General features: G+C 67.9%; 18 protein-coding genes. 17 read left to right on the top strand and 1 reads right to left on the bottom strand.

Going from position 1 to position 17,935, the window contains the following annotated elements:
- Positions 1 to 95: 95 nt before the first annotated feature.
- The gene (locus DW850_RS03890) at positions 96 to 1,022 is read right to left on the bottom strand and encodes a sirohydrochlorin cobaltochelatase (RefSeq protein WP_117786294.1); all 927 of its coding nucleotides are present in this window, start codon (positions 1,020 to 1,022) and stop codon (positions 96 to 98) included.
- Positions 1,023 to 1,480: 458 nt separating this feature from the next.
- Between DW850_RS03890 and cobM the strand changes: the two genes are divergently transcribed.
- From cobM to cobK, 17 genes are read left to right on the top strand one after another with little or no spacing between them, the layout of a single operon-like run.
- Complete coding sequence (gene cobM / locus DW850_RS03885) at positions 1,481 to 2,272, top strand: precorrin-4 C(11)-methyltransferase (RefSeq protein WP_117765632.1); 792 nt, start codon at positions 1,481 to 1,483, stop codon at positions 2,270 to 2,272.
- Position 2,273: 1 nt separating this feature from the next.
- Positions 2,274 to 3,458: a cobalt-precorrin-5B (C(1))-methyltransferase CbiD gene (gene cbiD / locus DW850_RS03880; protein WP_233540608.1), complete on the top strand. Its 1,185-nt coding sequence runs from the start codon at positions 2,274 to 2,276 to the stop codon at positions 3,456 to 3,458.
- Positions 3,451 to 4,140, top strand: coding sequence for a precorrin-2 C(20)-methyltransferase (cobI, locus tag DW850_RS03875; RefSeq protein ID WP_117786293.1), 690 nt, complete (start codon positions 3,451 to 3,453; stop codon positions 4,138 to 4,140). Before cbiD ends, cobI begins: the two co-directional genes overlap by 8 nt.
- Before the next feature lie 42 nt (positions 4,141 to 4,182).
- Positions 4,183 to 5,274, top strand: coding sequence for a cobalt-precorrin 5A hydrolase (locus DW850_RS03870; RefSeq protein WP_233540607.1), 1,092 nt, complete (start codon positions 4,183 to 4,185; stop codon positions 5,272 to 5,274).
- Positions 5,274 to 6,017 carry a precorrin-3B C(17)-methyltransferase gene (gene cobJ / locus DW850_RS03865; protein WP_042435525.1) on the top strand — a complete coding sequence of 248 codons (744 nt, stop codon included), beginning with the start codon at positions 5,274 to 5,276 and terminating at the stop codon, positions 6,015 to 6,017. The genes DW850_RS03870 and cobJ overlap by 1 nt, the downstream gene beginning before the upstream one ends.
- Positions 6,005 to 7,477 (top strand): precorrin-6y C5,15-methyltransferase (decarboxylating) subunit CbiE, encoded by a 1,473-nt coding sequence (gene cbiE / locus DW850_RS03860; RefSeq protein WP_117786291.1) that lies wholly within the window; start codon positions 6,005 to 6,007, stop codon positions 7,475 to 7,477. Before cobJ ends, cbiE begins: the two co-directional genes overlap by 13 nt.
- Positions 7,474 to 8,856, top strand: a complete 1,383-nt coding sequence (locus DW850_RS03855) for a cobyrinate a,c-diamide synthase (protein WP_233540606.1) — start codon at positions 7,474 to 7,476, stop codon at positions 8,854 to 8,856. The genes cbiE and DW850_RS03855 overlap by 4 nt, the downstream gene beginning before the upstream one ends.
- Positions 8,849 to 9,991, top strand: coding sequence for a nicotinate-nucleotide--dimethylbenzimidazole phosphoribosyltransferase (locus tag DW850_RS03850; RefSeq protein ID WP_117786290.1), 1,143 nt, complete (start codon positions 8,849 to 8,851; stop codon positions 9,989 to 9,991). The genes DW850_RS03855 and DW850_RS03850 overlap by 8 nt, the downstream gene beginning before the upstream one ends.
- On the top strand, positions 9,988 to 10,536 hold the full coding sequence (locus DW850_RS03845) for a bifunctional adenosylcobinamide kinase/adenosylcobinamide-phosphate guanylyltransferase (protein WP_117786289.1): 549 nt from the start codon (positions 9,988 to 9,990) through the stop codon (positions 10,534 to 10,536). The genes DW850_RS03850 and DW850_RS03845 overlap by 4 nt, the downstream gene beginning before the upstream one ends.
- Complete coding sequence (cobS, locus tag DW850_RS03840; protein ID WP_117758118.1) at positions 10,533 to 11,300, top strand: adenosylcobinamide-GDP ribazoletransferase; 768 nt, start codon at positions 10,533 to 10,535, stop codon at positions 11,298 to 11,300. The genes DW850_RS03845 and cobS overlap by 4 nt, the downstream gene beginning before the upstream one ends.
- On the top strand, positions 11,234 to 12,298 hold the full coding sequence (locus tag DW850_RS03835) for a histidine phosphatase family protein (RefSeq protein ID WP_233540605.1): 1,065 nt from the start codon (positions 11,234 to 11,236) through the stop codon (positions 12,296 to 12,298). The genes cobS and DW850_RS03835 overlap by 67 nt, the downstream gene beginning before the upstream one ends.
- A complete protein-coding gene (gene cbiB, locus DW850_RS03830; RefSeq protein ID WP_117786287.1) occupies positions 12,298 to 13,272 on the top strand; it encodes an adenosylcobinamide-phosphate synthase CbiB in 975 nt (324 codons plus the stop codon). Before DW850_RS03835 ends, cbiB begins: the two co-directional genes overlap by 1 nt.
- Positions 13,269 to 14,492: a histidinol-phosphate transaminase gene (locus tag DW850_RS03825; RefSeq protein ID WP_158565216.1), complete on the top strand. Its 1,224-nt coding sequence runs from the start codon at positions 13,269 to 13,271 to the stop codon at positions 14,490 to 14,492. The genes cbiB and DW850_RS03825 overlap by 4 nt, the downstream gene beginning before the upstream one ends.
- Entirely contained in the window at positions 14,485 to 15,984 is a 1,500-nt protein-coding gene (locus tag DW850_RS03820) for a cobyric acid synthase (protein WP_233540001.1), read from the top strand. The genes DW850_RS03825 and DW850_RS03820 overlap by 8 nt, the downstream gene beginning before the upstream one ends.
- The gene (locus tag DW850_RS10265; RefSeq protein WP_199575527.1) at positions 15,981 to 16,496 is read left to right on the top strand and encodes a cob(I)yrinic acid a,c-diamide adenosyltransferase; all 516 of its coding nucleotides are present in this window, start codon (positions 15,981 to 15,983) and stop codon (positions 16,494 to 16,496) included. Before DW850_RS03820 ends, DW850_RS10265 begins: the two co-directional genes overlap by 4 nt.
- Positions 16,497 to 17,138: a precorrin-8X methylmutase gene (locus tag DW850_RS10260; protein WP_117861862.1), complete on the top strand. Its 642-nt coding sequence runs from the start codon at positions 16,497 to 16,499 to the stop codon at positions 17,136 to 17,138. It begins immediately after the preceding gene.
- Positions 17,135 to 17,908: a precorrin-6A reductase gene (cobK, locus tag DW850_RS03810; RefSeq protein WP_117786284.1), complete on the top strand. Its 774-nt coding sequence runs from the start codon at positions 17,135 to 17,137 to the stop codon at positions 17,906 to 17,908. The genes DW850_RS10260 and cobK overlap by 4 nt, the downstream gene beginning before the upstream one ends.
- The last annotated feature ends 27 nt before the right edge of the window (positions 17,909 to 17,935 follow it).

The following is a 17,935-nucleotide window of genomic DNA, read 5'->3' as shown; positions in this document are numbered from 1 at the left end:
TCGGGATGCGAATGCAACGGGCATGCGTCGTCAGTCGGGGAAAGGCGCATGCCCATTGCACGGGGACGTGACCGGCGCCCCCGTGCGCGGCGAGTTTACAGCTTGGCGATGGCGTCGTCCACGTGCGAGACGTAGATGTCGTCGACCGCGACGTTCTGTCCCAGACCCTGGAGCAGGCACGTCACTTCGAAGCCGGCGGCCACGAACTTCGCAGCCCAGCTGTCGGGGTCGGTCTCGTCTGCCATGTCGTTGTTCGCGTGGTCACCCGCGACCACCATGAACGGCGCGAGCACGGCCTTCTTGTAGCCTGCGGCGCTCGCGGCGGCGATAACATCCTCGCAGGTCGGTTCAGCCTCGACGGTGCCGACGAAGAACTGCGTCAAACCCTCGTTCTTGAACACTTCCTGCATCTTGGCATAGTCGGCGTTGGAATCGGCTTCGGTGCCGTGGCCCATGAGGCACAGCGCCGTCTTGCCGTCGTCGAAGGACGCCATGTTCTCCTTAATGGCTGCGGCCACCTTTTTGTAGTCGTCGTCGGAGGTGAGCAGCGGGTCGCCGAGCGAGATCTTGTCGAACTTGTCGGCGTACTTGTCGAGCTCGTCTTTCACGTCGGCGTATTCCAGGCCAGCCATGAGATGCGTCGGCTGCACGACGATTTCCTTCACGCCGTCTTCCACGCAGCGGTCAAGCGCCTCGGTCATGTTGTCGATCGTGATGCCGTCGCGCTTCTTCAGCTTGTCGATGATGATCTGCGCGGTGAAGGCGCGGCGGATGTCGTAGTCCTGCCAGTACTTCTCGCGGATAGCGTCTTCGATGGCGCCGATGGTGATGTGGCGCGAGTCGTTGTAGCTCGTGCCGAAGCTCGTGACGAGGATGACCGGCTTCGCGGCCTTCTCCTTTTCACTAGATTTCTCGGAACTCGCGGAGGTGTTGGAGCAGCCCGCGAGCGCGACTCCGGCGAGCGCGACGGCTCCGGTTGCTGCGGCGCCCATGAAGCCGCGGCGTGACATCTGGTCGGACATGGTTTTTCCTTTCCTCGGTTTGCCGGTCCCCCGGCGACAGTTGCTTGTCGGCACAAGCGAAAGAAAAGCGCACCCCTCGGGGTTCACAAGGAGCTAACGCCACGGCGATGCCGTGAGGAAAAGGCGAAGCAGTCTGGCTTGGGGCGCGAGGCGGTTCGCCCGCGCGTCCTATACAGTAATGTCCCTTGCCCAGGATTCCCACCTGGTTCCCTCCGCAAGCCAGCGCGGGCTGTGCAGGCGCCGCGCCGGTCATTTCCTTTTATCCGATTGTCATATGCTCGTTGCCGAAACTTTTACTATGATAGTGGGCACTTGTGAACGTGTCAAAGCCAGCGCGGGCGGCATTGCGCCTCCTGCCTGCGTATTTGCGCCGATTGCTGCCGCAGGCGCCGTGTTTTGCCCGCTGCGCGAATGGCGGCGTAAACGGTTGCGATGAGAAACGGGAAGGGAAGGCTCGGATGATTCATATCGTTGGCGCAGGCTCGGGCGCCGCCGACCTTATCACGCTGCGCGGGGCGCGCCTTCTGCGCGCGGCCGACGTAGTCGTTTGGGCGGGAAGCCTTGTGAATCCCGAGCTGCTCGCCGAGTGCAAGGAATCCTGCGTCGTCTACGACAGCGCGCACATGACCTTGGAGGAAGTGCTCGACGTGATGTGCGCGGCAGATGCGCGGGGCGAGGAAGTGGTGCGCCTGCACACGGGCGACCCGTGCCTGTACGGCGCCATCCAGGAGCAGATGGACGCGCTCGACGCGCGCGGCGTGGACTACGAGGTGGTGCCCGGCGTGTCGAGCTTTTGCGGTGCCGCGGCGGCGCTTCGCCAGGAATACACGCTGCCGGGAATCAGCCAGTCGGTCGTGATCACGCGGCTTTCCGGACGTACCCCCATGCCCGCGGGCGAGGGCATGCGCACCATGGCGGAAAGCGGCTCGACTATGGTCATCTTCCTGAGCTCGGGTATGCTCGCCGAGCTTTCCGCCGAGCTTTTGGGCGCGGGCCGCAGCTCCGACGAGCCGGCGGCGCTCGTGTACAAGGCGACCTGGCCTGAGGAGCGCGTGGTGCGCTGCACAGTGGGCACGCTCGCCGATGCGGGCGCGCGAGAGGGCATCGACCGCACGGCGCTCGTGGTGGTGGGCCGCGTGCTCGGAGCTCGTGGCGGGCTTGCGCACAACGGCGCGCAAGCGGAGTCGTACGAGCGCAGCAAGCTTTACGACCCTTCGTTTGCCACGGGGTATCGAAAGGCGAGCAGCTAGCGTGGCCTTCGAGCACTACATATATACCGGGACGACCCGCCTGCGCTGCGGCTACACCACGGGGAGCTGCGCCGCGCTCGCGGCGAAGGCGGCCTGCGAGATGCTCTTGTCACGAAAGCCCGTCGGCCGCGTGTCGATCGTCACCCCCGGCGGGCTGCCTGTCGAGACGGACGTGGTTGACGCATGTATCGGCGAGGGGTGCGCCCAGTGCGCCGTGCGAAAGGACGCAGGCGACGATGCCGATGTGACCGACGGCGTGCTCGTGTACGCGCGCGTGGAACATGCGGGGTCGGGCACGGGCGCTGCGGGCAGCAAGGGCGTGCCCGCGCGCGAATCGGAAGTTTCCGTCGATGGCGGCGTGGGCGTGGGGCGCGTGACGTTGCCCGGGCTCGAGCAGCCGGTGGGGTCGGCCGCTATCAACGCGACGCCGCGCGCGATGATCACTTCGGCGGTGCGCGAGGTGTGCGCCGCGCACGGCTTTTCTGGAAATATTGCTGTGACGATTTCGGTACCCGAGGGTGTTGCCCTTGCCGAAAAGACCTTCAACCCACACCTGGGGATAGAGGACGGCATTTCCATCCTGGGCACGACGGGCATCGTCGAGCCGCGCAGCCTCGCTGCCTTGCGCGACAGCATCGAGCTCGAGATCCGGCAGCATGCGGCTATGGGGCGGCGCGGAGTCGTGCTCACGCCCGGCAACTACGGCGGGCAGTTCATCTCGGGGCATTTCCACCTAAACGGTGCGCCGGTGGTCTTCATCTCCAACTTTGTGGGCGATGCGATTGATTGCTGCGTTCGCGAGGGATTTACCAATGTCCTTCTTGTGGGACACATCGGTAAGCTGGTGAAGGTCGCGGGCGGCATCATGGACACCCATTCGCGTACCGCCGACTGCCGCGCGGAGATTCTGGCCGCCCACGCGGCCTTGGCCGGCGCGGGCGCGAAGACCGTGTGCGAGATCATGTCGTCGGTCACGACCACGGCGGCGCTCGAGGTAATCGAGGCCGCCGGCGTGGGGGACGCTGCGCGCGCCTCGCTCTCTGCGGCAATCGAGGACAGGTTGCGCCGCCGCGCGGCGGGCGCATGCGACATCGCCGCGGTCGTGTTCGACGCCGAGCGCTGCGAGCTTTTCCGCACGTCGGGTGCCGATGCAGTTATCGGGGAATTGGGGGCGACGTATGAGTAAAGGCGTGCTGTACGGGGTGGGCACGGGGCCTGGCGACCCCGAGCTGCTCACGATCAAGGCCGTCCGCACAATCGAATCGTGTCCGGTCATCGCCGCACCGCAGACGGCGGATGGGGTCATGGTCGCGCTTGACATCGTGCGCGGCGCCGTCGACCTTACAGGCAAGACGGTGATCCCCGTGCGATTCTCGATGACGCGCGACGCCGAGCGCCGCGCTGCCGAGCATGCCTCGCTTGTTCGTGAGCTTGTCGCGCACCTGGATGCGGTCCGCGACGTCGCGCTGCTGAACCTGGGGGACCCGAGCATCTACGCAACATTCCAGCGCATAGCGCCCGACGTGCGCGCCCGCGGGTTCGAGGCGCGCGCTATTCCCGGCGTGCCGAGCTTCTGCGCGGTCGCCGCGGCGCTCGAGCGCGACCTCACGCCCGAGATGTCGTCGCCTCTGCACATCGTGCCCGGCGGCTACGACGACGTGCGCCACGCAATCGGCTGGCCGGGGACGAAGGTGGTCATGAAGGCGCGCCGCTCGCTTGCGGACACGAAGCGCATCCTTCGCGAGGAGGGCGCCTTCGACGGTGCCGAGCTCGTAGAGGACTGTGGGCTTCCGGGCGAGCGCGTGTACCGCTCGCTCGACGATGTGCCCGATCGGGGCAGCTACTTCTCGACGATGGTGGTGCGCTAGATGAGGATTTCCTGCATAGCGTTCACTGAGAGGGGGTATGCGTTGGCGGAGCGCACCGCACGCGCGCTTTCCGATTGCGCGCAGACAGGTGAAGATGACTCTGGCTGGAACGTTTCCGTTTCGCGCGGGTTCGGCGAGGGGAAGGCCGACCTGCGCGCATGGACGGCGCTCGCGTGGGAAGCGTCGGACGCGCTTCTGTTCGTGGGCGCGGCGGGCATCGCCGTGCGGGCGATCGCGCCGCATGTCGCCTCGAAGGCAAACGATTCCGCGGTTGTGGTGATCGACGAGGCGGGGCGCTTTGCCGTCTCGCTTTTGTCGGGGCATTTGGGCGGTGCGAACGAGCTTGCGCAAACTGTGGCACGCGCGGCAGGGGCCATCCCCGTCATCACCACGGCGACCGACGTCCGCGGCGTGTGGGCGGTGGATACGTGGGCGCGCTGTGCTGGGCTCGCCGTTTCGAACCCCGAGGCTATCAAGCGAGTGTCGGCGCGGCTGCTTTCGGGCGGGCGCGTGGCGCTCTATTCCGACATGCCGATTTCGGGACAGCCGCCTGAGGGGGTTGACATTGCGTCCGACCGCGCTCGGGCCGATATCGTCGTGTCGCCGTTCGCTGGCGCGAATGCGGGTGCGTCCGTTCGCGCGGCGGAGACAACGGGCGAGGTCGTACCCGCCGGTGTGACGGGGAAGCCGGCGGGCGTGCGGGCGCAGGCGCCTGCGCCCGAGCCGCTTCACCTTGTCTTACCCTGCATCGTTGCGGGCATAGGGTGCCGTCGCGGTGCGTGCACCGAAGCGATCGGGGAGGCGTTTTTTCTCGCGTGCGGGCAGGCGGGCATCTCGCCCTCGGCCGTGCGCGAGGCGGCGACGATCGACGTGAAGGCGCGCGAGGAGGGTCTGCTCGCCTTCTGCCGCGCGCGCAATATCCCGCTCGCGACGTATTCCGCAGAGGAGTTGTCGCAGGTCGAAGGCAGCGTTTCGCCATCTGATTTCGTGCGCGCGACGGTGGGGGTCGACAACGTGTGCGAGCGCGCGGCGCTCGCGGGCGGGGGCAAACTTATCTTCCCGAAGCTCGCTCACGGCGGCGTGACCGTCGCGTTTTCCAAGGTAACTATCGAACTTTCGTTTAAGGAGCGGTGATGGGAAAGCTCTTCGTGGTGGGGATCGGCCCGGGCGGCCCCGACGGCATGACGATTGCGGCTCGGCGCGCGCTCGAGGCGGCCGACATCGTTGTGGGGTACACGAAATACGTGGAGCTCGCGCTCGCCGCCGTGCCCGACGCAGCGCATCTCGCGACGCCGATGATGCACGAGGTCGAACGGTGCCGTCTGGCGCTTTCGCGCGCGCAGAGCGGAGAAGCCGTGGCGCTCGTGTGCAGCGGTGACGCGGGCGTGTACGGCATGGCGAGCCCCGTGCTGGAGCTAGCGGAGGACTACCCCGATGTAGACGTGGAAGTTATCGCCGGGGCCACCGCGGCTCAGAGCGGGTCGGCGGTGCTCGGCGCCCCGCTTGCCCACGATTTCGCGGTCGTGTCGCTCTCTGACCTGCTCACGCCGTGGGAGGTCATCGAGCGCAGGCTCGCCGCCGTGGCGAGCGCCGACTTCTGCATCTGTTTGTACAACCCGCGCAGCAGAAAGCGCGCCGACAGGCTCTCGCGCGCGGCGAAGATTATGCTCGAATGGAAGGCCCCCGACACGCTCTGCGGCTGGGTACGCAACATCGGGCGCGAGGGGCAGCAGTCGGGCATGTGCAGGCTCTCCGAGCTGGGGGAGTTCGACGCCGACATGTTCACCACCGTGTTCGTCGGCAACGCGGACACGAAGCGCGTAGGCGGCCGTATGGTCACGCCGCGCGGGTATCGGGAGATTCCATGCGAAAGGTAACGATCATCGGGGCGGGGCCCGGAAACCCCGACTTGCTCTCGCGCGCGGCGCTCGACGCGATCGACATCGCCGACGTGGTCATCGGCGCTCATCGCGCGCTTGTCGGCATCGACGTGCCGCCCGACGTGGTGAGATGCGAGCTCGTGAAGACGGCGGACATCGTCGCCGCTCTCACCGATGCGGCGTCGTGGCAGCGCGCCGTGGTCGTGATGACGGGCGATGTGGGGCTGTTCAGCGGCGCGCGCCGCCTGGTGGAGGCGCTCTCCGGCGACGCGCAAGTGGACGTGCGCGTCATTCCCGGCATAAGCTCAGCGTCGTATCTCGCCGCGCGCCTCGCGCGTCCATGGCAGGATTGGCGCTTCGCGAGCGCTCACGGCGTGGCGTGCGACATCGTGGCCGAGGCCGAGCGCGCAGGTGAGCTCTTCCTTGCCACGTCGGGCGGGGAAGACCCCTCGCGGCTTTCGGGCGAGCTTGTGCAGGCGGGCTTCGGGGACGCGCGCGTGACGGTGGCCGAGCGCCTGTCGTACCCCGACGAGCGCATCACCTGCGCGACCGCAAGTGAAATCGCAGGTCAGACGTTCGACGACTTGAACGTGATGCTTATCGAGTTCGCAGGCTGCGCCGGGTCGCCTGCGGGCTCTAGCGCAGCCTCCGAGGCGCCGGCCGGCGCGTCTGCGCCCGCGGCGGCTTCTTTCGCGGCGGACTCTGCGGGCGCATTCCGCGCCGCGAGCTCCCGCTGGCCGTACGCTTCCTCGGGCATTCCCGACGAGCTCTTCATCCGCGGCGACGTTCCCATGACCAAGCAGGAGGTGCGCGCCGTCGCGCTCGCGAAGCTGCGCCTTACCGCGACCGACACCGTGTGGGATGTCGGCGCCGGCACGGGGAGCGTTTCGATCGAGGCGGCGCTCGTCGCGCGAGCGGGGTCGGTATGGGCGGTCGAGCGCAACGCGGCCGGCGTGCGGCTCATCCGAGAGAACGCGGATGCATTCGGGTGCGGCAACGTGCATGCGGTCCCCGGTGTCGCCCCCGAAGCGCTCGCGAAACTGCCCGTCCCCGACGCCGTGTTCGTCGGCGGGAGCGCGGGCGAGCTTCCCTCCATCGTGGAGGCGGCGCTCGAGAAGAACTCGCAGGTTCGCCTGTGCGTGCCATGCGTCACCGTTGAGACGCTCACCGAGGCGTGCGCGCTCCTCTCGGGTTCGCGCTTTAAGGGGTTCGAGGCGTGCCAGGTGTCGGCCGCCCGTGCCGAGGCTGTAGGCTCGCACCATCTTATGAAGGCGCAAAACCCCGTGTTCCTCGTCAGCGCGCGTGGTGCGGGCGCGGATGCCGAGGAGCTTGCCGAAGTCGGCGCGCTTGCTGAGTCGCCTGTCGGGGAGGACCTCTCTGTCGAGGGGAACCCATCCGTTGAGGTGGTCTCGCTTGCTAACTGCAGCGCCGCAGGTGGGGAAGGCGGCGCCCGGTGAGCACGTCCATCCCGCGCTTCATGGTCGCTGCGCCCTCGAGCGGGAGCGGCAAGACGGTCGTAACGTGCGCGCTCCTGCGCGCGCTCGCGCGCCGCGGCCTTGCATGCGCGGCCTTCAAATGCGGCCCCGACTACATTGACCCGCTCTTTCATCGCCGCGTCGTGGGTGCGCGCTCGGGCAATTTAGACGGCTTCTTCACCGACGCCCCAACGCTGCGCGCCCTGCTCGCACGCGGCGCCGCGGGCGCGGATGTCGCGGTGCTCGAGGGGGTTATGGGCTTCTACGACGGCATGGCGCCCGGCGTGGCCGACGCGAGCAGCTACCAGGTTGCGCGCGACACGGAAACGCCGGTCGTTTTAGTGGTGAACGGGCGCGGGGCGTCTTTATCGCTCGCCGCTGTAATCCGCGGCATCGCCGTGTTCCTGCCTTGTGCGAACGTGCGCGGCGTCGTGCTGAACAAGACGAGCGCCGCTGCCTGCGCCTACGCGGCGCCTGCGATCGAGAAGCACACGGGCGTCGCGGTTTTGGGGAATATCCCCGCCGACGAGGCGTTCTCGCTCGAAAGCCGGCATCTGGGGCTTGTGACTGCCGACGAGGTCGAGCAGCTCTCCGCGCGCATCGACAAGATGGCCGAGCTGGTGGAAAAGAGCGTCGACGTCGACCGCTTGCTTGAAATAGCGGCGACGGCACCCGATATCCGCGAGGAACCTTACCGGTTGGAGCCGATCGTGGGAGCGCGGCCCATCGTCGCCGTTGCGCGTGACGAGGCGTTCTCGTTCTACTACGAGGAGAACCTGCGCGCGCTCGAGGATCTGGGTTGCGAGCTGGCCTTTTTCAGCCCCCTGTGTGATAGCGAGTTGCCCCGGGGGACAAGCGCCCTCTATCTGGGGGGCGGCTACCCGGAGCTCCATGCGCGGCAGCTCTCCGAGAACGCGCCGATGCGCGAGGCGGTGCGGCGCGCGGTGGAATCCGGCATGCCGACGGTCGCCGAATGCGGTGGGTTTCTGTACCTGCAGCGCGAAATCGCCGATAGCGAGGGGCGGCGCTGGCCTGTTGCGGGCGCCCTTGAGGGCGCAAGCGAGAACGGGGGAAGGCTGTCCCATTTCGGGTACGTGGAGCTCACTTCCCAACGCGACGGGCTCTACGGGCCGCGCGGCACACGCATCCGCGCGCACGAGTTCCACTACTGGCAGTCCACCTGCCCGGGCGGCGACTTTTGGGCGCAGAAGCCCCGGCGCGACAAGGGCTGGCCGTGCATGTCGACCACCCCGTCCCTGGTTGCGGGCTTCCCGCATGTGTACTATCCTGCGAACCCCGACGTTGCGCGCGCGTTCGCGTCTGCCGCGGCGTCGTTTGCAGAGAGGAGACGGCATGGCTGAAGCAACCGAAACCGCGCTTGCCTGCATCCGCGAGGAAGTCGAGCGCGCGTTCTCGTCGGCGCCGGGCGCCGTGCTCGAAGCCACGCTCTCCCGGATCGAGCCCGCAGACGAGTGCGCCCGCGCCGCCGCGTACGCCGCGTGGGACTCCATCGCGCACCCCTTGGGGGGATTGGGCGACTTTGAAGACGCCGTCGCGTGTATCGCCGCAGCTCAGGGGAGCGCCGAGGTGGCCGAGTTTCCCCGTGCGCTCGCGGTATTCTTCTCCGACAACGGGGTTGTTGCCGAAGGCGTGTCGCAAAGCGGGCAAGACGTGACGCGAGCCGTCGCGCGTAACATGTGCGAGGGGGCCACGAGCGCTTGCCGCATGGCGGCGTTCGCGGGTGCCGAGGTCGTGCCCGTCGACGTGGGTATGGCCCGGGGCATAGAAGACGCGCGCATGGTGCGCGCGAACGTGCGGCGGGGGAGCGGCAACATCGCGCACGGCTCCGCTATGTCTCGAGATGGGGCCGTGCGCGCGATCGAGGTCGGAATCGCCGTCGCGTGCGGGCTTGCCCGCGCCGGCGTGCGCCTTCTCGCCGCGGGCGAGATGGGCATCGGCAACACGACCACCTCGGCGGCGGTGGCCGCAGTGCTCATCCGGGCGGACGCGCGGAGCCTCGTCGGGCGCGGCGCGGGGCTCTCGGACGCCTCGCTCGCGCGCAAGCGCGACGTGGTCGAGCGCGCTATCGACGCGAACTTGCCCGATCCCGCCGACCCGATCGACGTGCTCTCGAAGGTGGGCGGCTTCGACATCGCGGCGATTTGCGGCTTCTACCTGGGGGCCGCGGCCTCGAAGGCGCCGGCGCTCCTCGACGGGGTCATATCCTGCACGGCGGCTCTGTGCGCGGCGCGCCTGTGCCCCAACGCCTTGGGCTACCTCGTGGGCACCCACGCATCAAGTGAACCCGCAAGCCAGGAGCTCCTTCGCGAGCTCGGCATAAAGGCACCCCTCGACGCAGGCATGCACTTGGGCGAGGGCGCGGGCGCCATGGCGTATCTGCCCCTTCTGGATTCGGCGCTGCGCGTGTACCGGGATGGGAAGACGTTCACGGCGACTGGCATGGCTGCTTACGAGCATTTCGAGGCCGGGAAATGACGGTGACGCTCGTCATCGGCGCCGCCACGAGCGGCAAGAGCGCCTACGCCGAGTCCCTGTGCCTCGGGCACGACGGCCCCCGCGTGTACCTGGCAACGATGGAGCCCTTCGGGGAAGAGGGCGCCCGCCGCATCGCGCGCCATCGGGCGCTGCGCGAGGGCAAGGGGTTTTCCACCCTCGAGCGCACGCGTGACGTGGGCGCCGCAGTGCCCGGGCTTCCGCGCGGCTGCACGCTTCTTTTGGAGGACGTGGGCAACCTGGTTGCGAACGAGCTTTTCGCGGAAGGCGGCTTGTCCCCACGTGACCCCGACGCTGCGGCGCGCGAGGTACTCGGAGGCATCGAACGGCTCGCTCAGGCCGCTGCGTATACGGTGGTGGTCACCGTCGACGTGTTCGCCGATGGGATGCGCTACGATGAGGGGACCGAGGCATGGAGGCGCGTGCTCGCGCGCGTGAACGCGGGCGTGGCGGCGCTGGCCGACCGCGCAGTCGAAGTGGTATGCGGGATTCCCGTGTGGATGAAAGGTGAAGGACCTACAAGGTGAAGATAGCAGAGGCAATCGGCGCGGCGTTCGGAACGTTCTCGCGCATCCCCGTCCCGAAATCGGCCTGGACCGATTTCGGGTCAACCCATGCGCTTGCCGCTTTTCCCCTGGTGGGCCTTGCGGAAGGGTTCCTCATGACGGCGTGGGGACACGTTGCGAACCTGCTCGGCGTGCCCGCGACCATCGTCGCGGCCGTGCTCGTGGCGCTGCCTGTGGCGGTGACGGGAGGCATCCACCTAGACGGGCTCTGCGACACCTCCGATGCGCTTGCAAGTTGGGCCCCGCGCGAGCGAAAACTCGAGATCATGCACGACCCGCGGGCGGGCGCCTTCGGGGTCATCGGTGTTGTTGTGTACCTTATTCTGCAGTTTTCCCTGTTCACCGCGCTGCCGCTTACGGCGGGGGCGTTCCTCGCGCTTCTGTGCTCGCTCGTGTTCTCCCGCTCGCTTTCGGGGCTCGCCGTTGAATGCTGGCCTGCCGCGCGTGCGGACGGCATGGCCGCGGGGCTCTCGCCTGCGAAGAAGCGCGCGGCGATCGTCGTGCCGCTTTGCGCTTTCGCTGCGGCTTCGGCTGCAGGGATGGTCGCGTGCGCTCAGGCCGTCGGCGCCCTTATGGCGGTGGCGGGGCTTTTGGCGCTCGCGTGGTACCGCCATGTTGCCCTGTCCCGCTTCGGCGGGGTGACGGGGGATTTGGCCGGATGGTTTCTGCAATGGGCCGAGCTCGCGATGCTTGCCATGCTGGTGGCGGGGGGCATGCTCCTATGATGCTCGTGGTAGGTGGCGCGCATTCCGGGAAGAGGACCTTCGTGCGCGAAAAGCTCGGGTTCGCGGCGGACGATTTCGTCGACGCGGCGCAGTTTGCGGAGGGCGGCGTGCCCGCGGCTTTTGCCGGCCGTGTCGCTTACTGTGCTGAGGAACTCGTACGCGCGCTCGACGCTGACCGGGCGCTCGAGCGGCTGATCGGCTTCGACGTAGTGATTCTGTCCTTGGTCGGCTCGGGGGTCGTCCCTATGCGTGCGGAAGACGCCCAATGGCGCGAGCGCGCGGGGCGCCTGGGATGCGCGCTCGCTGCGCGCGCCGACGTCGTCGTGCGCATGACGTGCGGGATTCCCCAGGTCATCAAGGGAAACCTTGATGATGCGCCTCGAGGGACGCAGGGCGCGGGCGCGCCTTTGGAAGTCGTTTTCGTGCGCCATGGTGCCACGGCGGGCACGGAAGACCATCGCTACAGCGGGGCGGGCACCGACGAGCCCCTGTCGAGCGCGGGCGAGCGCGCTTTGCGCGACCTCGCATGCTATCGTGACGTGTTCCGTGTTATCACGAGCGGCATGGCCCGCACCGACCAGACGGCGCGCATCCTCTTCCCGAACGCGGAGCTTATGGCGTGCCCCGGTCTGCGCGAGATGGATTTCGGCGACTTCGAGGGACGAAGCGCCGCCGAGCTTAAAGAGGATGCGCGCTACCGCGCCTGGGTAGACTCCTGGTGCGAGACGCGCTGCCCGCATGGCGAGGGCAAGAGCGATTTCACCCGCCGCGTCGTCGCGGCGTTTCGGGAGGCGTGCAAATCGGAGCGTGCCCAGGGGAGTGGGCGCGCCGTCTTCGTCGTTCACGCGGGTACCGTGAAAGCGCTGCTCTCCGAGTTAGCTGTCCCGAAAATTGGATACTTCGACGTGCATACCGAGCCGGGCGGCGCATGGGCCGCCACCTGGGATGGGCGCTGCCTTCGCGACGTTCGCCCCGCTTCGGGGGGCGATGCCCGGTGATGACGATTCTTGCCGTCGCCGCCGGGTTCGCGGCCGACCTTGCCTTCGGCGACCCGCGCTGGCTTCCCCATCCCGTCGTCGCCATGGGGCGCGCGATCACGTGGGCCGAAGGCCGCCTGCGGGGCGCATTCCCGCAAACGTCCGCGGGCACGCGCGCCGCAGGTCTTGTGCTCGCCGTGGCGCTTCCGCTTGCGTGTGGGCTTTTGACCTGGGGCATCCTGCATCTTTGCGGCATGGTTCACTCCGGCTTGCGCTTCGTTGCCGAGGCATGGGCGAGCTATCAGATTCTCGCGACATGCGAGCTGCGCCGCCAGAGCCTGGCCGTGGCCCGCGCGTTCTCGAAGGGCGGCCTTGTCGCGGCGCGCGAAGCCGTCGGGCTCATCGTGGGACGCGACACGTCTGTTCTCGACGAGCACGGCGTCGCGCGTGCCGCCGTGGAAACGGTGGCGGAGAACGCGAGCGACGGCGTCATCGCGCCGCTTTTCTACCTTATGATCGGGGGTGCGCCCTTGGGCATGGCGTACAAGGCGGTGAATACGCTCGACAGCATGGTGGGCTACAAAAACGAGCGCTACATCGACTTCGGCTGCGCCTCGGCGCGCCTCGACGATGCGGCGAACTGGATTCCCGCGCGCTTATCGGCCCTGCTCATGATCGCCGTGTGCCCGATCGTCGGGCTCGACGCGCGCGGGGCGGCGCGCATCTGGCGCCGCGACAGGCGTCGCCATGCGAGCCCGAACGCGGCGCAGACCGAGTCAGCGTGCGCGGGCGCGCTCGGGCTGCGCCTGGCAGGACCCGCGGTGTATTTCGGCAAGCTCGTTGAGAAAACGACGATAGGAGACGCGTCCCGCGAAATCGAGTGGGGCGACATCGCCCGGGCGACAAGGCTCATGCTCGCTGCGTCCGTATGCGCGCTCGTCGTCTTCGGCGCCGCGCGCGCGGCGGTCGTGCTCGCCGTGGGGGCGATGGCATGATGGAAGACCACGCCGCGCCCCGGGCTGCCGGGGGAATCCTGCGCGCCCGTACGCATGGGGGCAGCGCGCAATCGCTCGGCATCGCTTGCGAAGGGGGCGCCTCCGACCTCATTGACTTTTCGGTGAACGTGAATCCGGCAGGCCCCTCGCCGCGCGCCGTCGCCGCAGCTTGCAAGGCGCTTTCTCGAATCGACGCCTACCCCGATAGGGAAAGCCTCGCCCTCGTTCGCGCGCTAGCGCGCGACCAGGGCATTCCCGAAGATACTATCGTCTGCGGCGCGGGCGCGTCCGACATCATCTGGCGGCTCGCCGCGGCGGTGCGCCCGAAACGCATCGTCGTGTGCGCGCCGACGTTCTCTGAATATGCGGAGGCGGCATCGTACTACGGCGCATGCGTGCAGGAGTTCCCGCTCTCCGAAGCGGACGACTTCGACGTGCCCGCCTCCTTCGCCCGCGCGATCGAGGGGCCGGGAGACGTGGCGTACCTCTGCAATCCGAACAACCCGACGGGGCGCCTCGTCGACCCCAGCGTGATCGAGGCCGCGGCTTGCCGCTGCGAGCAGGTGGGCGCGCTGCTCGTCGTGGACGAGTGCTTCCTCGGATTTGCGCCCGACGCCCGCGAAAGGAGCGTGGCCGCACGCGCCGCGTGTTCGCGCCATGTGGCCGTGCTCTCCGCGTTCACCAAGCTCTACGGAATGGCGGGGTTGCGGTTGGGATATCTGATCAGCGGAAACGCCCAACTCATCGAGGGGATTCGCCGGGCGGGGCAGGCGTGGCCTGTCTCCTCGGTCGCCGAGGCCGCGGGCATCGCCGCCCTGGAAGACGTTGAATACGTCTCGCGCACGCGCGATGTATTGGCGGGCGAGCGAGCGTGGCTTTCCCATGAGCTCTCCTCGCTCGGGCTTTCCGTCGTGCCATCGGATGCGAACTTCCTTTTAGTCCGCACTCCGGCGAAAGACATCCCCGAACGCCTGTATAAACAGGGGGTTTTGGTCCGCACGTGCGACTCGTTTTCGGTACTGTCCCGTTTCTGGTGCCGCGTCGCGGTGCGCACGCGCAAGGAGAATGCCCGGCTTGCGATGGCGTTCAGCCGCGTGCTTCGGGCGGAAGGTGCATCGGGCGAAGGCGAACCCGACGAATGGGGCGGCGTTTCTTGCAGCGGCGCTATGGCGGGCGCGGATGGCCGAGGCTCGGCGAAGGAGGTCGATACCCGTGGGTAGGGCGAAGCCCATCATGATCCAGGGCACCATGTCGAACGCGGGGAAGAGCCTGCTTGCGGCGGGACTGTGCCGTGTGCTTTCGCAGGACGGCCTGCGCGTGACTCCCTTCAAGAGCCAGAACATGGCGCTCAACAGCGGTGTCACGGCCGACGGGCTCGAGATGGGGCGCGCCCAGATCATGCAGGCCGAGGCATGCGGCATCGCGCCCGACGTACGCATGAACCCCATCCTTCTCAAGCCTGAAAGCGACCACCGAAGCCAGCTCATCGTGGCCGGCAAGGCGCAGGGAGCCTTCGCTGCGAGGGACTACTTCGCACGAAAGAAGGCGCTCATGCCGCAGATTTTGGAGGCGTTCGATTCGCTCGCGGAGGAAAACGACGTCATCGTCATCGAGGGCGCCGGCAGCCCCGCCGAAATCAACCTTTCCGAAAACGACATCGTCAACATGGGGCTCGCGCGCGCCGTGTCCTCCCCCGTGCTGCTCGCGGGCGACATTGACCCAGGCGGGGTGTTTGCCCAGCTCTACGGCACGGTCGCGCTCTTTGCGCCCGAGGATCGCGCGCTTTTGCGGGGGCTTGTGGTGAACAAGTTCCGCGGCGATGTGGAAATCCTGCGCCCGGGTTTGGCCCCGCTCGAGAAGATGTGCGGGGTTCCCGTCGTGGGGGTCGTGCCGTATCTTACGCTTGACCTGGACGACGAGGACTCGCTCGCGCCGCGCCTATCTGCCCGCGAGGCGCGCGGCGTCATCGATGTCGCCGTCGTGCGCCTTCCGCATCTGTCGAACTTCACCGACTTCGACCCGCTTTCGCGCGTGCCCGGCATGGGCGTGCGCTACGTTTCCTCGACGACCGATCTGGGCCGACCCGACCTGGTGGTGCTTCCCGGCTCGAAGTCCACGCTCGACGACGCGCGCTGGCTTGCGGCTAGCGGCATCGGAGCCTGTGTCCGCGCGCTTTCGGGCGCGGGCACACCGGTGCTCGGCATATGCGGAGGTTACCAGCTTTTGGGAGACGAGCTTTCCGACCCGCACGGCAGGGAAGGCGCTGGCACCGCGCGCGGGCTCGGGCTCATCCCTGCAAGTACGGTGTTCAAGGAGGAAAAGCGCCTCGCCCAGTCGGAGCTGCGCATCACGGGCGCCCAAGGCGCGTTTTCGGTGTGGAACGGCATGACGGCGCGCGGGTACGAGATTCACGACGGAGAAACGACCGTCTCCTGCGCTCCTGCGGGCACGATTGGCGGCAAACCAGAAGGCGCGGCCTGCGGAAACGTGTTCGGAACCTATCTCCACGGCCTGTTCGACGAACCGGGTGTGGCGCTCGCCCTCGCGCGCTCGCTCGCGCGCATGCGCGGCCTGCCCGAGAGCGTCGTGGGTGCTGCGGGCGCAGCGTCCGCGGCCGATCACCGTGCGCGCGAATTCGACCGCCTGGCCGACGTCGTGCGCGGGGCGCTCGACATGGAGTATATCTACCGCATTATCGAGGAGGGCGTATGATCCACGTGTATCATGGCGACGGCAAAGGCAAGACCACGGCGGCGATGGGCCTCGCCCTTCGCATGCTCGCCGCAGGCCGCCACGTCGTCGTCGTGCAGTTCCTGAAAGACGGCGAAAGCGGGGAGGCGCGCCTGCTCGCCGAGCATTTCGGCGTGCCCGTGTTCGCGGGGAAGGTGTCGGACAAGTTTACCTGGTCGATGACGTCGGAAGAACTTGCCGCGACGTGCGAGCTGCACGATGGGATCCTCGCTTCTGCGCTCGCCGAGCTCGAGGGCGCGCAAGAGGGACTGCTCGTGCTCGACGAGGCGCTCGACGCGCTTTCGAAGGGGCTTGTCGACGAGGCGCTCGTGGACCGCGCGCTCGATATGTCCGCGCGCGGCGTCGAAGTAGCGCTCACCGGGCGCGCGCCTTCCCGCAAGATCGTGGAGAAGGCCGACTACATAACCGAGATGCGGTGCGAGAAACACCCCTACGAGCAGGGGATATGTGCAAGGGAAGGAGTGGAGTACTAGATGGATTCCAAGGAGATGGCGCCCGGCGACATCGAGCGGCGCAGCTTCGAGATCATCACCGAAGAGCTCGGCGGCCGCACGTTCCCGCCGCTCGAAGAGCCCGTCGTGAAGCGCGTCATCCACACCACTGCCGACTTCTCGTACGCCGATTCCCTCGTGTTCACCCATGACGCCGCGCACTGTGCGCTCGACGCACTGCGCGCAGGGGCCACGGTGCTCACCGACACGAACATGGCGCTCGCAGGCATAAGCAAGCCCGCGCTCGAGAAGCTCGGCTGCAAGGCCGTGTGCTTCATGGCCGACCCTGATGTCGCCGCGGCTGCGCGCGCCGCGGGCACGACTCGCGCCGTTGCGAGCATGGACAAAGCTTGCGGCATCGAGGGTCCGCTCATCGTGGCCGTCGGCAACGCTCCCACAGCACTTCTGCGCCTCGCCGAGCTCATGGACGCGGGGAAGATCGCGCCCGCGCTCGTCGTTGGGGTGCCGGTCGGGTTTGTGAACGTGGTCGAGGCGAAAGAGGAGCTACTAGCACGACGCGTTCCGGCCATCGTCGCGAGGGGTCGCAAGGGCGGTTCGACCGTGGCGGCCGCCATTATGAACGCGCTGCTCTACCAGATCACGCGCACAGGCGGCCCGAAGTGACGGCCCCCGCATCCGCGCTGGCGCTGCGCATCTTCGCCGGCACCACCGAGGGCCGCCTTCTGTGCGAATGGGCGAGCAGGGCGGGCATCCCCGCCCGTGCCTACGCGGCAACCGAGTACGGAGGCGAGCTTTTGGGCGAGCTTCCGGGCATCGAGGTGCATGCGGGCAGGCTCGACGATGCCGACATGGAGCGCGAGCTTTCCGGCGCGTACATCGTTGTCGACGCCACGCACCCCTTCGCTACGCTCGCAAGCGGCAACATCCGGACCGCTTCGCTCGCCGTGGGTGCACGATGCCTGCGCCTTGCGCGCCCGGTCGAGGCGCTGCCCAAAGGCGTCGTGCCGGTCGCGTCGATCGCCTGCGCGGCGCGCTTTCTCTCTGAGAACCCGGGTCGCGCGCTTCTCACGACGGGGAGCAAGGAGCTTGCTCCCTACACGCGCGTCGCCGATTTCGCGGAGCGCTTCTTCGTGCGTGTGCTCCCGCTGCCCGGTGCTATAACGAAGTGCATCGACGCGGGGTTTTCGCCGTCGCACGTCATCGGCATGCAGGGGCCCTTCACCCGCGAGCTCAACGAGGCGATGCTTCGGCAGGTGGGCGCCCAGTGGCTTGTGACTAAGGACTCGGGAACCGTAGGCGGCACGGCCGAGAAGCTCGCCGCCGCGCGCGACGTGGGAGCGCGCTGCATCGTGGTCACCCGTCCCGCCGAGGGAAGCGGGGCCCTTTCGCTTCGGGAAGTGGAAGACGCGCTCTTACAGGAGTTCGCGCGCTAGGCGCTCGCCGCGCCTGCGCGCCCTCCC

Origin of the sequence: Collinsella sp. AM36-4AA, assembly GCF_003467795.1 — a bacterium.
In the GTDB taxonomy this organism is placed as follows: Bacteria; Actinomycetota; Coriobacteriia; order Coriobacteriales; family Coriobacteriaceae; genus Collinsella.
Note: the sequence above shows the minus strand (reverse complement) of the source record. Positions and strands in the feature narration are given on the sequence as shown.